Annotated in this window: 17 protein-coding genes; 8 read left to right on the top strand and 9 right to left on the bottom strand. The window is 61.9% G+C overall.

Annotated elements, in window-relative coordinates:
• A complete protein-coding gene (locus AC6JBC_RS08690; RefSeq protein ID WP_498023842.1) occupies positions 1-1,695 on the bottom strand; it encodes an amidohydrolase in 1,695 nt (564 codons plus the stop codon).
• Positions 1,692-2,561, bottom strand: a complete 870-nt coding sequence (locus AC6JBC_RS08685; protein WP_498023841.1) for an NAD(P)-dependent oxidoreductase — start codon at positions 2,559-2,561, stop codon at positions 1,692-1,694. The genes AC6JBC_RS08690 and AC6JBC_RS08685 overlap by 4 nt, the downstream gene beginning before the upstream one ends.
• A 97-nt stretch (positions 2,562-2,658) precedes the next feature.
• Here AC6JBC_RS08685 and AC6JBC_RS08680 point away from each other — a divergent pair, with 97 nt between their 5' ends.
• Together AC6JBC_RS08680 and AC6JBC_RS08675 are read left to right on the top strand one after the other, a co-directional pair.
• Positions 2,659-3,906 carry a threonine ammonia-lyase gene (locus AC6JBC_RS08680; protein ID WP_464788933.1) on the top strand — a complete coding sequence of 416 codons (1,248 nt, stop codon included), beginning with the start codon at positions 2,659-2,661 and terminating at the stop codon, positions 3,904-3,906.
• A 124-nt stretch (positions 3,907-4,030) separates the two neighbouring features.
• Positions 4,031-4,849, top strand: coding sequence for an arginyltransferase (locus AC6JBC_RS08675; RefSeq protein WP_498023840.1), 819 nt, complete (start codon positions 4,031-4,033; stop codon positions 4,847-4,849).
• A 36-nt stretch (positions 4,850-4,885) separates the two neighbouring features.
• Here the strand turns inward: AC6JBC_RS08675 and AC6JBC_RS08670 are convergent, their stop codons facing one another.
• The 5 genes from AC6JBC_RS08670 to AC6JBC_RS08650 all read right to left on the bottom strand — a co-directional run bounded on the left by AC6JBC_RS08670 (position 4,886) and on the right by AC6JBC_RS08650 (position 7,860).
• Positions 4,886-5,263, bottom strand: coding sequence for a VOC family protein (locus AC6JBC_RS08670; protein WP_498023839.1), 378 nt, complete (start codon positions 5,261-5,263; stop codon positions 4,886-4,888).
• Between the two features lie 54 nt (positions 5,264-5,317).
• Positions 5,318-6,169, bottom strand: coding sequence for an RcnB family protein (locus AC6JBC_RS08665; protein WP_498023838.1), 852 nt, complete (start codon positions 6,167-6,169; stop codon positions 5,318-5,320).
• A gap of 127 nt (positions 6,170-6,296) precedes the next feature.
• The gene (locus tag AC6JBC_RS08660; protein WP_498023837.1) at positions 6,297-6,782 is read right to left on the bottom strand and encodes a GAF domain-containing protein; all 486 of its coding nucleotides are present in this window, start codon (positions 6,780-6,782) and stop codon (positions 6,297-6,299) included.
• 9 nt (positions 6,783-6,791) lie between these two features.
• A complete protein-coding gene (gene arfB, locus AC6JBC_RS08655; protein ID WP_196226538.1) occupies positions 6,792-7,196 on the bottom strand; it encodes an alternative ribosome rescue aminoacyl-tRNA hydrolase ArfB in 405 nt (134 codons plus the stop codon).
• Positions 7,183-7,860, bottom strand: coding sequence for an RluA family pseudouridine synthase (locus AC6JBC_RS08650; RefSeq protein ID WP_498023836.1), 678 nt, complete (start codon positions 7,858-7,860; stop codon positions 7,183-7,185). The genes arfB and AC6JBC_RS08650 overlap by 14 nt, the downstream gene beginning before the upstream one ends.
• 65 nt (positions 7,861-7,925) lie before the next feature.
• Here AC6JBC_RS08650 and AC6JBC_RS08645 point away from each other — a divergent pair, with 65 nt between their 5' ends.
• Positions 7,926-8,912, top strand: coding sequence for an acyltransferase family protein (locus tag AC6JBC_RS08645; RefSeq protein WP_498023835.1), 987 nt, complete (start codon positions 7,926-7,928; stop codon positions 8,910-8,912).
• Between the two features lie 105 nt (positions 8,913-9,017).
• Here AC6JBC_RS08645 and wrbA read toward each other — a convergent pair whose 3' ends face one another.
• Both wrbA and AC6JBC_RS08635 read right to left on the bottom strand, forming a co-directional pair.
• Positions 9,018-9,617: an NAD(P)H:quinone oxidoreductase gene (gene wrbA, locus AC6JBC_RS08640; RefSeq protein ID WP_498023834.1), complete on the bottom strand. Its 600-nt coding sequence runs from the start codon at positions 9,615-9,617 to the stop codon at positions 9,018-9,020.
• A gap of 112 nt (positions 9,618-9,729) precedes the next feature.
• Positions 9,730-10,449, bottom strand: a complete 720-nt coding sequence (locus AC6JBC_RS08635; protein WP_498023833.1) for a pirin family protein — start codon at positions 10,447-10,449, stop codon at positions 9,730-9,732.
• Between the two features lie 107 nt (positions 10,450-10,556).
• Here AC6JBC_RS08635 and AC6JBC_RS08630 point away from each other — a divergent pair, with 107 nt between their 5' ends.
• The 5 genes from AC6JBC_RS08630 to tnpC all read left to right on the top strand — a co-directional run bounded on the left by AC6JBC_RS08630 (position 10,557) and on the right by tnpC (position 14,918).
• A complete protein-coding gene (locus tag AC6JBC_RS08630; protein ID WP_498023832.1) occupies positions 10,557-11,450 on the top strand; it encodes a LysR family transcriptional regulator in 894 nt (297 codons plus the stop codon).
• A 209-nt stretch (positions 11,451-11,659) separates the two neighbouring features.
• Positions 11,660-12,367, top strand: coding sequence for a response regulator transcription factor CtrA (ctrA, locus tag AC6JBC_RS08625; protein WP_196226306.1), 708 nt, complete (start codon positions 11,660-11,662; stop codon positions 12,365-12,367).
• Positions 12,368-12,548: 181 nt separating this feature from the next.
• Positions 12,549-12,971: an IS66-like element accessory protein TnpA gene (gene tnpA, locus AC6JBC_RS08620; protein ID WP_498023831.1), complete on the top strand. Its 423-nt coding sequence runs from the start codon at positions 12,549-12,551 to the stop codon at positions 12,969-12,971.
• On the top strand, positions 12,968-13,321 hold the full coding sequence (tnpB, locus tag AC6JBC_RS08615) for an IS66 family insertion sequence element accessory protein TnpB (RefSeq protein WP_253345114.1): 354 nt from the start codon (positions 12,968-12,970) through the stop codon (positions 13,319-13,321). Before tnpA ends, tnpB begins: the two co-directional genes overlap by 4 nt.
• Before the next feature lie 67 nt (positions 13,322-13,388).
• Positions 13,389-14,918 (top strand): IS66 family transposase, encoded by a 1,530-nt coding sequence (gene tnpC, locus AC6JBC_RS08610; protein WP_498023830.1) that lies wholly within the window; start codon positions 13,389-13,391, stop codon positions 14,916-14,918.
• Positions 14,919-15,008 lie beyond the last annotated feature (90 nt).

Here is a 15,008-nt window from a genome sequence, read left to right as displayed (position 1 = left end):
TTAGGGCTTGGCGCCCTTCATGAAGACCCGCTTGCCGCCGATCCATGTTTCCAGAACCTGCGTTGCCCGTATGTCGGCGGGCCGAGCGATCGAGATGTCCCGGTCGATGAGGATGAAATCTGCGCGCTGTCCAGGGATCAGGCTGCCGAAGCGCTTATCCGCGAAACCCGCAAAAGCCGCCTGCCGCGTATAGCCGTCAAGCGCTGCCTCAAAGCTCACTCGCTGCTGCGACATCCATCCCCCCGCCGGTTCGCCGACCGCATCCTCGCGGCTCATGGCAACGGCCATGCCGACAAAGGGGTTCGGACTTGTCACAGGCGCGCCGGAGCCGAACGCCAATGGCGCGCGATTATCGAGCATCGCTTTCCACGCATAGCCGCCCTTCAACCGGTTCTCGCCCATGCGCGCCACCGCCATGCGCCAGTTTGTGGCCTGAAGCGCGGGTTGCATAGACGCTATGACGCCATTTTGTCCGAAGCGGGGAAGGTCCGACGGATCAACAATCTCTGCCTTTTCAATCCGCCAGCGCCTATTGCCCTTGTAGGTCTGGCCCAGTTCCGTGATCGCATCCAGCAGTTCGCTGTTGGCCGCGTCTCCGGAGGCATCGACGGCGATCTGGAAATTGTCCATCGCCGCGCGGCTCATCATGTTGCGCAGCTGGGTGGATGGGATGAGCGAATATCCACGCTGCCCCGTCGCGTCGGCATAATCGGCCCTGAGCCACGCTCCGTGAGATGAGAGCGATCCGTCCAACGTTAGTTTCAGCCCGCCCATGCGCAGCCGGTCATCATAGAGCCACGGTGTCGGCTCAGGGCCTGCAATCAGCACCATATTGTCGAGGCCCTGCGCATAGGAGATGATCCGCACGCGCAGCGCGCCCCGATCTGCCGAGCGGCGGAATGCCTGCCAATCCTCGATCGTGGTGCCCATGTCGGCAATGCCGGTGACGCCGTTCGCAAGCAACAATTGCTGCGCCTTTTCCAGCGCGATGTCCCGGTCTTTGGGGGCGGGAGGGGGGACGACCCGCTGGATCATGTCCATCGCCTTGCCGACGAAAATGCCGGATGGCTTGCCCCCGGTCATCTCGATCCGGCCACCGGCAGGCGCCTTGCTTGTGGCGCTGATGTTGGCGGCCTTCATCGCCGCTGAATTGGCCCAGCCTGCTTGGCCGTCCGCGCTTTCCAGCCATATTGGGACATCGGCGGAGGCAAAGTCGAGATCGGCAGCGGTGGGCGCCCGATTAAGCCCCCAAAGATCGGCATTCCACCCCCGGCCGATGATCCATTTCCGTCCGGGATTGGCGGCGACATATTCCCGTATCTTGCCCTGCGCGTCAGCCAGCGAACGCGTGCCCGACAGGTCGAGCGTGATCTGCGTCAGGCCCAACGCCATGACATGGCCATGCGCGTCGATCAGGCCGGGGATCAGTGTCTTGCCCCCGCCGTCCAGCTGGAAGTCCAGCCCCTTGGGCCAGCTCTCGCCCTTCTTCAGCTTCTTCTGGCGGGGCGGCGCTTCATAGCGTCCGGGTAGCAGCCTTTCGACCTTGCCCTCGTCGTCTATCAGCAGAGAGCGAAACCGCACGGTGCGTCCACTGGAATCGACCGCGATGCCATTCACATTGTCGATGACCCCCGATGCCAAAGCGGGAAAGGGCAGGGCGAGCGCGGTGATGGCCGCCAAAAGGGCGCGCTTCATGCCTTGGTGATCCGCCTCACCAGCGCGCTCGTATCCTGTCGGCTTCCGCCCATCGCCTGCACATCGGCATAGAATTGATCGACCAGTGCAGTCACGGGGAGGGTCGCACCATTGGCACGCGCCTCTTCGAGGGCAAGGCCAAGATCCTTGCGCATCCAATCAACTGCGAAGCCGAAATCGAAACTGTCCTGTGCCATAGTCTTCCAACGGTTATCCATCTGCCAGCTTTGCGCGGCGCCGCCGGACACGGCTTCGAACACCTTGTCCAAATCCAGTTCGGCGGCTTGCGCAAAGCGTTGCGCTTCGGAAAGCCCTTGCAGAACGCCCGCGATGCAAATCTGGTTCACCATCTTGGTCGTTTGCCCGGCTCCCGCACCGCCGACATGCACGATCCGCGCGGCATAGCTTTGCATGACGATACTCGCGGCCTCGACCGCCGGTCCCGTGCCACCGCACATGATGGACAGGCGCCCATTTTCCGCGCCTGCCTGACCGCCCGATACGGGAGCATCGACGCAATGAAGCCCCCGGCTTTCCCCTTCGACGAACAACTGCCGCGCGATCCGTGCCGATACCGTCGTATGGTCGATGAACAGGCTGCCTGGCTTCATCGTCCGGAACGCGCCTTCCTTGCCAACGGTGACCTGCGAAAGGTCATCGTCGGTGCCAACGCAGCTGATGACGATTTCGGCATCTTCCGCCGCCTTGGCCGGGGTGACCGCCACGGCGCCGCCATAAGCCTCGGCCCACTTCTTCGCCTTTCCGATCGAGCGGTTGTAGACGGTCAGTTCGTGTCCGGCCTTCGCCAGATGCCCGGCGATCGGGCCGCCCATGACGCCCAGACCGATAAACGCGATATTAGCCATATGCCTCGTACAGTTAGCCGCGTGGCCTTTTGCCATAGGACGAGATTTCGCCAAGGGCCAGTTCCTTCCGAGGTAAAATTCCGCTAGGGGCGAGCGCATGAACACGTTGAGCAAGATCGAAAGCGCGATGCCGCTGCCCGTAACCGTCGATGACATATTGGCGGCGCGCGTGCGGATTTCGGGCGCGGTCGTGCATACGCCGACGCTGATCAGCCAGACTTTGTCCGACATGCTCGGCTGCAAGGTTTACCTGAAGTTCGAAAATCTCCAGTTTACCGCTGCTTACAAGGAACGCGGCGCGCTCAATCGCCTGCTTCAGCTGGACGCGGCGTCGAAGGAAAAGGGCGTGATCGCCGCTTCCGCTGGCAATCACGCGCAGGGGCTTGCCTATCACGGCCGCCGTCTGGGCGTGCCCGTGACGATCGTCATGCCCGTGACCACGCCGACGGTGAAGGTGACGCAGACGCAAGGGCATGGCGCGACGGTCGTGCTGCATGGCGAGAAGTTTGACGACGCCAGCACCTATGCGCGCCAACTGGCCAAGGAAAATGGTCTGACCTTCGTTCACCCGTTCGATGAACCCGACATCATGGCCGGGCAGGGCACTGTCGCGCTTGAAATGCTGGAGGACGCGCCCGAGATCGACACGCTGGTCATACCGATTGGCGGCGGCGGCCTGTTTTCCGGCATGGCCACTGCGGCCAAGGCGATGAAGCCCGACATCCGCATCTATGGCGTGCAGGCGGAACTCTATCCGTCGATGTACAGCCATATCAAGCAGGCGAACCTTCCCTGCGACGGCGATACGCTGGCCGAAGGCATCGCGGTGAAGGAGCCGGGTGAGCTGACGCGCCGCTTTGTCGAGCGTCTGGCCGACGACATCCTGCTGGTCGATGAACGGCATCTGGAGGAGGCGTTGAGCCTGCTGCTCCAGATCGAAAAGACGGTGGTCGAGGGCGCAGGCGCGGCCGGGCTTGCCGCGTTGTTGATGCACAAGGGATTGTTCGCGGGCCGCAATGTCGGACTCGTTCTGACAGGCGGCAATATCGACACGCGCCTGCTGGCGAACGTGTTGCTGCGTGATCTTGCGCGGTCGGGTCGTTTGGCGCGCCTGCGTATCATTTTGCAAGACCGCCCCGGCGCACTGTTCCATGTCGCCCGCATCTTCGATCAGGAAGCGGTCAACATTCTGGAGCTGTCGCATCAGCGCATCTTCACCAATCTTCCGGCCAAGGGCCTTAGCCTCGACGTCGAATGCGAAACCCGCGATGGGGAGCATCTCGATCGGCTGATCACGGCCCTGCGCGCCGCAGGATATGAGGTCGCGCCGATCGAGGTTGCCTGATCGGCCTCCCGGCGCAGGGAGTACGCATTTTTTTCGTGGTAAATGACCTTTTCACGGAAGGCTGCGGGCGTCATAGTCTGTCCATGACTCAAGTTTCGCGCAGCGTTTTGACGGAGACCGTGGGGTGAGCGCACCATTTCGTTTTCCGCGCTTCTTTGTGACGAACCCCAGCCCCTGCCCCTATATTCCGGGCCGGAGCGAGCGGAAGGTCTTTACCGAACTTAACGGCGACAATGCGTCGGAACTTAACGATGCGCTCGGCCGCATCGGCTTTCGCCGCAGCCAGAATGTCGCGTACCGGCCGAGTTGCGCCGACTGCTCCGCCTGCGTGTCGGTTCGCGTGGTGGCAGGAGAGTTCACGGCCAACGCGACGCAGCGCAAGCTCATCCGCCGCAACAGCGACTTGATCGTCACGGCATGCAAGCCATGGTCCACCGAGGAGCAATTCGAACTGCTCCAGCGCTATCTGAAGGCCCGCCATCCGGGCGGCGGCATGACCGAGATGGACGAGATGGATTTCGCCGACATGGTCGAGCAGACCCCGGTCGAAAGCCATGTCGTCGAATATCGCGAGCCCGGTAAAAATGGCCGCCCCGGCAAGCTGATCGGCGCATGCCTGACCGACCGGCAGGGCGACGGGCTGTCGATGATCTACAGCTTCTTCGATACGGAGTTGGAGCATCGCAAGGGCCTGGGCAACTTCATCATCATGGATCACATCCTGCGCGCCGCGAAGGCCGGTCTGCCCTATGTGTATCTCGGCTATTGGGTCGAAGGGTCGCAGCGGATGCAATATAAGGTCCGCTACCGCCCGCTGGAAAAGCTGAGCCGCAGCGGTTGGGTTCGTTTCGACCCGCAGGAGCAGGCGCAGGCCATCCGGGGTGTGCTGCCTCGCGATGAGCCGCCGTTGCCGATCGAGCTGGCGGGTATCTTTCGGAAATAGCCCTCTCGGCCTCGACCGCCACAAGACTGCATCCGTCTATTTCGCGGCGAAGGTCACGGCCTCGATCTTGTTTCCATCCGGATCGCGCACGAAGGCCCCATAATAATGGGCGTCGTAATTGGGGCGAACGCCCGGCGCGCCTTCATCGGTGCCGCCAAGCTCCAGCGCCAGTCGATGAAACGCGCGGACGGCTTCGCGATCGGCCGCTTCGAAACAGATATGAACGCCGTTGCCAGACGACGCCCGGCCCCCATTTACTGGCGTCTCGACGCTGAACGCCACATCCGTCACGCCATAATCCAGCGAATGCGGATAATCGCGTATGTTGCGATAGCCTAGCAGTGCCATCAGCGGGTCGTAAAACGCCCGCGCGCGTTCGACGTCGTTTGTCCCAACCGACACATGATGGATCATGCCGTCTCTCCTGTCCTTGCCCACCGGGTATTCAGACAGGCTAAACTGCTGATCCTATTTGCAGTTGCACCTGCGTTTGACGCCATGGCGGCGCGTCGTCGTTTCGGTCACATAGCTGGTGGTGGTGACCGTCGGCGTGATGACGACTGTCGTTGTCGTGGCACCCGGATAATAATAGCCGCCCGCGATGTAGCCGGGAGCCTGTGTCGTCGTCACCACCGGGGCGCCGGGGCCATCATGCCGGACGATGGGCGGTGGTGCGCCATAGGGCGGAGCGTCATAATCCACTCCATAGTTACTGCGCGCCTCGCCTTCGAAACGGCCCTCATATTCGCCGCTCACCGTGCGGCCGTTGTCGTCACGCCACGTGCCGGTCCAGCGCCCTTCATATTCATGGGGCGCGAGCGGAGGACCATCATGCGCGGTCACATCATCGTCATAGGGAACGCCCGGCCGGTCCGGTTGTTGATCGCGGGCATCCCAATCGACGTCGCTGCGATGATCCTGGACGCGGCCGTGCCGATCGACCATCACGGCATCGTCATAATAGCGGGACCAACCATAGCCATCGGCGGGCGCGGGCAGGCCATAGCGTCCATAATTGCCGATCCGGTAGGTGGGGCTCACCCAATAGGATGGCAGGACATAGCCCATGACCGGCCGCCGGTAAGCGCCCCAACCGCCCGGCGCATACCAGCCCGCAAACCAGCGACCCTGAACGCGGGGTCCCCAGCGGTGGACCATCGTTCCGCGGTGCATTCCGGCATGAACCGGCCGCATACCGGAAAAGCTTTTGCCCAAAACAGGGAGCGTCGCGCCAGTCCCGGCGGCATCACCCGCTAAAGCCGGCGCTGCGAGGCCGAGGGCAAGGCCCGTGCCCGCCAGCATAATGCTCCAGATCCGCATGCAAAACTCCCCGTTGTTCATGGCTGCCTTGGGCATGGCCGTGACGTTAACGTCTGGTTTAGCATGATGATCCGCCACGATCCACGCGGGGGGAACGCCCCGCCTGTCCCGAAACGGAGCAGCGCTGTTAAGCGAGCCGAGCGCCGATCCGTTCGATCAGTATCTCAAGCCCATTCTGGTCGGCGATATCGAAACGCGCCGGGATTGGGCTATCGAGGTCAAGCACCGCGACGACGCGGCCACCGACCTTCACCGGCACAACGATCTCCGATGCGCTGGCGGCATCGCAGGCGATGTGCCCGGGGAAAGCGTGGACATCCTCGACCAGCTGGGTCTCTCCCGTTGCCGCCGCCGTGCCGCAGACGCCCCGGCCCAGAGGAATGCGGATGCAGGCTGGCTTCCCCTGAAACGGGCCAAGCACAAGTTCACCCTCTACCATACGATAGAAGCCTGCCCAGTTAAGGTCCGGAAGAAATTGCCAAATCAGCGCCGCGACATTGGCCATGTTGGCGATCGCATCGGGCTCGCCGTCCGTCACTGCATCGACGGCCGACAGGAGGTCCGCATTGAGTGCGGACTTGTCGCTATGCGCTGGTGCCTTGAAATCAAACATTGGCAGTCCTCAATCCATCCGCACCTTGCCACGCCCCTGCTTCACCGAACTGCGCGCCTTCTTGGCGTCCACCCGGCGTGCCTTTGCTGCCTTGCCCGGCTTTGTGGCGATGCGCCGGGGGTCGCGTTTGTAAGCCTGCGCTATCATCTCGGCCAGCCGGTCGCGGGCATCCTGACGATTGGCCTCCTGCGTGCGGAAGCGGGACGCCTGGATTACGATCTCTCCGCCGGAAGTCAGGCGAGACCCCGCCAGTTCCTTTATTTTTCGGAAGGCATGGACCGGCAATCCCAAGCGATAGAGAGCCACCCTCAACTGGACCGCAGTGGCGACCTTGTTGACATTCTGCCCGCCGGGACCGCCAGCGGTGATGAAGCGCTCCTCCAGCGCATCTTCCGGAATGTCAAAGTCCGGCATCGTCCAGATACTCTGGCCCGAAGCCCGCTGCCGCAAAGGTGGCGGGCAGAGGAGCTGTCGCCTCTGCCGGAGCCTTGCTCCCGCGCGGGATGCTGAGGAAACGGCTGTGTAGCAGCATTGGTCCCTCGCCGGTGCCATAGACCGGGTCGCCAGCGATGCCGAAGCCCAGGCCATATAATGTATGCGCGCGAATCTGATGGGTTCGTCCGGTGCGCGGTGTGAAGACAATCAGCGAGCGGCTGTCCTTCACCGCCAGCTTTCGCCATTCGGTCACGGCGGACTTTCCTTCCTTTGCCGCGATGATGCGCCAGCCCTTGGCCGCGCTGCTGACTTTCTTCAGCGACAGTTCGATCGTGCCGCTTTCGGTTTCCGGCACGCCGTCCACGACCGCGACATAGCGCTTGCTGACCGTTCCTGCCTCAAACTCGGCGGCATAGCGCTTGTGCGCCTTGGGATTGCGCGCGAGCAGCAGGCAACCGCTGGTGTCCCGATCCAGCCGATGCACCGGCAGGGGCCAGCGCTGAAAGCCGAAGGTTAGTGACGAAAGGTGGTTCTCCAAGCTCAGCGAACCGTCGCGCGGCGCATCGACCGGCAAGCCAGCGGGCTTGTCGAGGATGATGGCTTCGCCATCGATGAAGAGAACTCGGTCATGCAATAGGGACAAGGAGTGATTCCGGGAGCAGTTGGAAAGATTGACGGGCGCGCGCTGTCCTATAGGGCGTGGAAGCCATGGAGAACAGGGGGAACGAGGTCCAGCACAAGTCGGCGCCATCGGAACGGGTGCAGGGTGGCGGGCGGCTGGAATGGATCGATGTGGCGCGCGGCATTGGCATCATCGCCGTGGTGGCCGGACATGTGTGGAGAAGCGGCCCCCTCCGCGATGCGCTCTACAGCTTTCACATGCCGCTATTCTTCCTGCTGTCGGGCCTGCTTTCCCGTCCGCAACCGCCCAAGGGGTTCGCCCTGCGGCAACTGGCGTCGCAGATGCGCCCCTATGCGGCTTTCCTCGCATCGCTGATCATCGCGGATCAGATCATCGAGCCCATGAAGGGGCAACGGCCCATATTCAACCAATGGCCGGACGATATATTGCCGATCCTTCTTGGCGGATCATGGCTGCACGGTCCCTATACCATATTCTGGTTCGTGCCCTGCCTGATGGCCGCGCGTATCCTGTTCAACGCCCTGCTGTCCCGTTGGCCCGATCCGCTCGACCGGCGCTGGTTTATCGCGATCATACCTGTCTCTGTTGTAGCGTATGTAGCAGGGGAGGTTACCCAGACGTCCGTGCTGGGGTTGCTGACCGTGCCCATGGCCTTTGTGCTGCTCTGGATCGGAGCCGTGTGGCAGCGGGTGCCGTGGAGGCATTGGATGTGGCTCCCCTTGGGCGCGCTGGCTCTGGCGGGGCTATCCGGTCTGCTTCCCACGCTTAACATGAAGGCTGCGGATTACGGCTTGCCGATCCTGTCGGTGGGTTCAGCAGTCGCGACGTCTCTGCTGATCTTCCGCATTTCGGTCCATGTCGCGCCTTTTGGCGGATGGTTGGCGGCGGTGGGGAGGGCCTCGCTCGTCATCATGTATCTTCACGTCACGGTCATTCACTATCTGTCACCCCATTTGGACAAGCCCTGGTTGCTGCTCCACGCGCTGTTGCTGCCCATCGCCGTCTATTATCTTTTGCGCGCCAGCCCGGTTGGCGGTCGCTTGTTCCTCTGAAAAAAAGGGGCCGGTGCACCCATCCTATGCACCAGCCCCGATCGTTGTGCCTTGCGACCCAAGGCTCAACCGCTGCACCGAGAGGGGGAGGGTGCAGCCAAATTTCTACCCGTGCAGCTTGATCGCGGTCTCCGCGATCCGCCGCCCCTGATACCGGGCGCCTTCCAGTTCATCCTCATCAGGCTGACGGCTGCCATCGCTATGCGCGATAGTCGTGGCGCCATAGGGCGCACCGCCGCGCACCTTATCGACGCCCATCTGCCCGGCGTGACCATAGTCCAGCCCCACGATCACCATGCCGAAATGCAACAGATTGGTGATGATCGAAAATAAAGTCGTTTCCTGCCCGCCATGCTGGCTGGCAGTAGATGTGAAGGCGCCACCCACTTTTCCGTTAAGCGCGCCGCGCGCCCAAAGGCCGCCTGCCTGATCAAGGAAAGCCGCCATCTGGCTCGACATGCGGCCGAAACGGGTGCCGGTGCCGATGATGATTGCATCATAGTCGGCAAGTTCTGCTACGGTCGCAATCGACGCATCCTGATCCAGCTTGAAGCCCGCATTCCGGGCGACCTCCAAGGGCGCGGTTTCAGGAACCCGCTTGATATCGACCTGAGCGCCAGCGGCGGTCGCGCCCTCCGCGATGGCCTTCGCCATCGTTTCGATGTGGCCGTAGGACGAATAATAGAGAACCAGCACCTTAGCCATAAAGCGTCTCCAGTCTTGGTAATGCATTGATTGGGAAAAGGTTTCTTGAATAATGCGACCGCTCGCCCCCTTAGGGGGGCAAGGTGAGCGAGCGGCCGATAGGCCTTGTGAGCTATTCGCTATCGACGAGGACGATTTCGCTGTCCTCGATCGCGGTGATCGTGATCGGCTGTCCGCCCAGGATCGCGGCCCCGTCGCGCGCTTCAAAGGTCTGACCGTCAATCTCGATCCGCCCCGTGGCGGGCACGAGATACAGGTGTCGTCCCTCGGTGCTTTCATAGGTCACGCTGGTGCCAGCCTTCACCGTCCCACCCAGTAGGCGGGCATCGGCGCGGATGCGTAGCGCCTCCTCATCCTCCGCATAGCCGCTGGCCAGCACGACCAAGCGTCCGGCGCGATCGCCCTTAGGAAAGGGCTTGGCGCCCCAGCTCGGCGCGCCGCCCTGATCCTTCGGTATGATCCAGATCTGGAACAGCGTGCTCGTTTCATCCTCCAGATTATATTCGGAGTGGCGGATGCCGGTGCCTGCGCTCATCACCTGTACGTCGCCTGCCTCGGTGCGGCCCTTGTTGCCTAGGCTGTCCTGATGCGTGATCGCGCCCTTGCGGACATAGGTGACGATTTCCATGTCGCGGTGGGGATGAGGAGGAAATCCGGTGTTCGCCGCGATCTCATCGTCATTCCATACGCGGATAGCGCCCCAGCCCATGCGATCGGAGTCATGATAGTTGGCGAAGGAGAAATGATGGCGAGCGTTGAGCCAGCCATGGTCGGCATGACCCAGCGTCTCGAAGGGGCGACGCTCGATGCGGTTTCCTGCGGCGGTGATCATATTTGTGCCTTTCGTTGCGGCGGAAAAGCGTTCCCGCTTGCTTCCGACTGATTTAACGATCAGGATCGTTTCTTAAACCAGCAGCATTGAAACGGATTGTTTCCTTTATGCGTCTTCCCGACCTTGAAGCATGGGCGATGTTCGCCGCCGTTGTGGAGCATCGCAGCTTCACCGACGCCGCCAAGGCGCTCAGCGTGTCGAAAGCCACGGTTTCAAAGGCGGTCACACGCCTTGAGCAGCATCTTGAAACCAGCCTGTTCAATCGCACCAGCCGACGCCTCGCCCTGACTGAAAGTGGCAAGCGGCTGGCCAGTCATGCAGCCCGGATTTTCGAGGAAGGGCAGGCGGCGGAGGAAGCCGCCCGCCAGGATACGGACGAACTGTCCGGAACTATTCGGCTGGGGGCGCCGATGACGTTCGGATTGCTCCGCATCGCGCCGCTGGTCGCGGAGTTTGCCAAGCTTCATCCCGCCGTCGATATCAATCTTCACCTGTCCGATGCGCGGATAGACATGATCGAGATGGGGCTCGACGCCACCCTCCGCATTGCCGACATGCCCGATAGCTCGCTCCGCGCGAGGCGGTTGGGTGACGTCAAGATGCATGTCATCGCTTCTCCCGCCTATTTGGAGGAGCGGGGCAGGCCCAAACATCCGTCCGACCTCGGTGCCCATGACTGTCTTTGCTATGCCAATGCGCCGACGCCTGACGTGTGGCGCTTCTCGGGGCCGGGGCAGCAGAATGTCGTGATACAGGTAAGGGCGCGTCTCACCGTGAACAGCGGCGAGGCGATGCTGCCTGCGCTGCGGGGAGGCATAGGCGTTGCTCGGCTGCCCGATTTCATAGTGGGCGAAGCGCTCGCTTCTGGTGAACTGGAGGAGGTCCTTGTCGACTGGAGGCCGCCGCCACTTGGTTTGCATCTGGTCACGCCGCCCTCGCGCTTACGGCCCGCGCGGGTCGAAGCGCTGCTCGACTTCATCGCTCGCAACCACGGTTGCTGAAGCTTCGTTGTGCAGGTGAATCTATCTTGACTCAAAATGAATCACTTCGACAATAAATCTTTGCAAACAGATTCAAATTCCCGCGACTCGCGCATTTCTGCGGGTTAGCGAAAAATTAACCTTTGTCCTTCAGAAGTTTTTTGGTTAATGAATTGGAGCAGACGCCGTTCTTAGGGGTTGACGGGATCTGCAAGGACAGGGGCTTCAATATGCGCGTTCTGCTAATAGAAGATGAACCGACCACCGCCAAGGCGATTGAGCTTATGCTCACGACCGAAGGCTTCAACGTCTACACCACGGACCTGGGCGAGGAAGGTCTCGATCTTGGTAAGTTGTATGACTACGACATCATCTGCCTCGATCTGAACCTGCCGGACATGCACGGCTATGACGTGCTGAAGAAGCTCCGCGCCGCAAAGGTGCAGACGCCGGTCCTCATCCTTTCCGGGATTGCGGAGATGGACAGCAAGGTTCGTTCCTTCGGCTTTGGCGCCGATGATTATGTGACCAAGCCTTTCCATCGCGAAGAGCTGATCGCTCGCATCCACGCCGTTGTGCGCCGGTCGAAGGGGCACTCGCAGTCGGTCATCCGCACGGGCAAGCTGGCCGTGAACCTGGACGCCAAGACCGTCGAAGTCGATGGCAATCGCGTCCATCTGACCGGCAAGGAATATGCGATGCTGGAGCTGCTTTCGCTCCGCAAGGGCACGACGCTGACCAAGGAGATGTTCCTTAACCATCTCTATGGCGGCATGGACGAGCCCGAATTGAAGATTATCGACGTCTTCATCTGCAAGCTGCGCAAGAAACTCGCTCTGGCTTGCAGCGGCGACAATTATATCGAAACCGTGTGGGGCCGTGGTTATGTGCTGCGCGATCCTGATGAAGCGGAGGAGGTGGCGACCAAGGTCGCCTGACCTGGCCACCCCGCAAGGATGCAACAAAGGCCGGTGATCCGAAAGGATTACCGGCCTTTGTCGTTGGTCGAACACAATCGATGATCGTCTAAGGCCGATATGGAGTAAGCGCAAAAACCTCCCCACATTTTCGTAGGCGCTGATCTGGCTATGTTTTGCCCCTCGTCTGAGGGGTATCGTAGTGGCTGATGATGTAAGAACATTCGAAACAAGTTTCGAAAGGCAGGAGGGGCAACGCCCCTCGCGTATGGACGTCATTCCCGCAGGACCGATGCGGCGCCGCTGGACGGCGGAAGCCAAGGCACGGATCATCGCGTCGAGTTTTGAACCCGGCGCCAACATCGCGGAAATTGCACGAACGCATGGGCTGCTGCCACAGCAGCTCTACGCATGGCGGCATGACAGCATCCCGGGCAAGCGCCTGGCCAGCAAAAAGATGGGCTTTGTTCCGGCGGTGATTGAAGATGCGGGCGGCGCCGGCTCGGCTGATGGTGGAGGCGATGAGATCGTGATCCGCACGACCACCCTCGCGATCCACGTGCCGCCGGGCGCGAGCGAGGATCATATCGCCCGGGTGCTCGCCGCTGTGGGCCGGTCGGGATGATCATCCCGCCAGGGCCGCTCAAGGTGATGGTGGCGACAAAGCCGGTCGACTTCAGGAAAGGCGCGATTAGCCTGGCGGCGCTGGTCGAGCATGAACTCGGACTCAAGCCCTTCTCGGGGGTGGTCTTCATCTTCCGCTCGAAGCGGGCGAACAGGATCAAGCTGCTGGTCTGGGACGGCACCGGCCTGGTGCTTGTGAGCAAGGTCTTGCAGACCGGAGGCTTTCATTGGCCCCGGGCGCACGATGGCGTCATGCGGCTGTCGGCATCGCAGGCGTCGGCCTTGTTCGAAGGGCTGCAATGGTCGAAAATGCACACGCCGCGCACCCAGGTTCCGGTGACGACGCGATAGGTCGCACGCCTGATTCCCCTGATCGATAGGCCATTGCGGACCGCCCAAAAACTGCCAGAAATGGGGCATGTCCGCCACGGCAGCCGACCTTCCTGACGATGTCGCCACCCTCAAGGCGATGGTCCTGGTCGGCCTCGAGCGTGAAGCTCGGATGCAGCATATCATCGACCAGATCACCCGCACGACATTCGGGAAGCGGTCCGAGAAGCTGAGCGAAGATCAGTTGGCGCTTGCCTTCGATGATCTCGACGTCGCCCGTGCTGAACTGGAGGCGCTTGGCGAGCAGGCGGCAGGCCAGAAGAAGGAACGGGCGCGGAGGGAAAGCGGGACAGCACGGGCGTCGTTGCCCGCGCACCTGACCCGGGTTGAGGAAGTGATCCTTCCAGACGAGAAGGAATGTCCCTGCTGCGGAGGCACGCTGCACTGCATAGACAGCGACATATCGAGCCGGCTTGATGTGATCCCGGTCCAATATCGCGTGATCGTCACGTCCCGGCCGAGAATGGCGTGCCGCGCCTGCAGCGACGGCGTGTTCCAGGCGCCCGCACCCAAGCATGTGGTGCCAGGCGGCCTGCCCACTGAGGCGCTGATCGCCGATGTTCTGGTGAGGAAATATGCCGATCACATGCCCTTCTATCGGCAAGCGCAGGCGCTGCGACGTCAGGGCATTGAGATCGACCGGGGAACCATGTGCAACTGGGCGGGCCGAGCCGCTGCCTGGCTCGGGCGCCTGACCGGCCGGATGAAAGCTGATCTCCTGACGGGCGCGAGGCTGTTCGTCGATGAGACCACCGCCAAGGTCCTGGCGCCCGGCACCGGCAAGGTGAAGACGGGATATCTCTGGGCGATCGCTCGTGATGATGGCGCGCATGGGGGCACCGATCCACCGGCCGTCGTCTACACCTACATGCCCGGTCGCGGAAAAGTCTGGGCGGAAAAGCTGCTCGGGGAGTTCACCGGCATCGTCCAATGCGATGGCTATGGCGCCTATAAGCACATAGAGGCGCCGGACCGGAAGGGCGGCCCGGGAACGCTCGCCTTCTGCTGGGCGCACGTCAGGCGTGGCTTCTTCGACGATGCCAAGGGCGGCAACGCCCCGGTCGCCGATGAGGCGCTAAGGCGGATCGCCAGCCTCTACAAGATCGAGGCTCGTATCCGAGGTTCCAGCCCCGAACACAGGTTGGCGATCCGCCAGACTGAATCCGCTCGGATCATCGCCGACATGCGACCCTGGCTTGAGGAAATGCTGCCCAAGCTGCCGCGAAGCTCCAACACGGCCGAGGCCATCGGCTACACCCTCAACCACTGGAAAGGCCTCGTCCGCTTCCTCGACGATGGACGGATCGAACTGGACAACAACACCGTCGAGCGATCAATCAGGCCGCTTGCCATCTCGCAGACATTCTGCCCATGTCGGGCACGACGTTGTCGTCTGGTATCGGTGGCATCCCTATTTCGAGCGCACGGTTCGGTGCGAGTATACCGAGGAACGGGCGAACGGCAGAGTCGCCCACATTGTGGTGAGCCCCGGCGAAGTCATCGTAGTTCCGGCTTGGATGTTGGATCGCGAGGTGTGCGATGCGTTCAGCTTGGGTAGCCCTCAGGTTGCCGTAGATGCGTTGACCGATCTCCATAGCCTCTTGATCGACGCGGACCTTCGTAATGCCCTGCTGAGCGGTTTGAACGC

The sequence above is a fragment of the Sphingobium sp. RC1 genome (assembly GCF_059738765.1).
The sequence above is the reverse complement of the archived record's forward strand: the minus strand, read 5'-3'. Positions and strand labels throughout refer to the sequence as shown.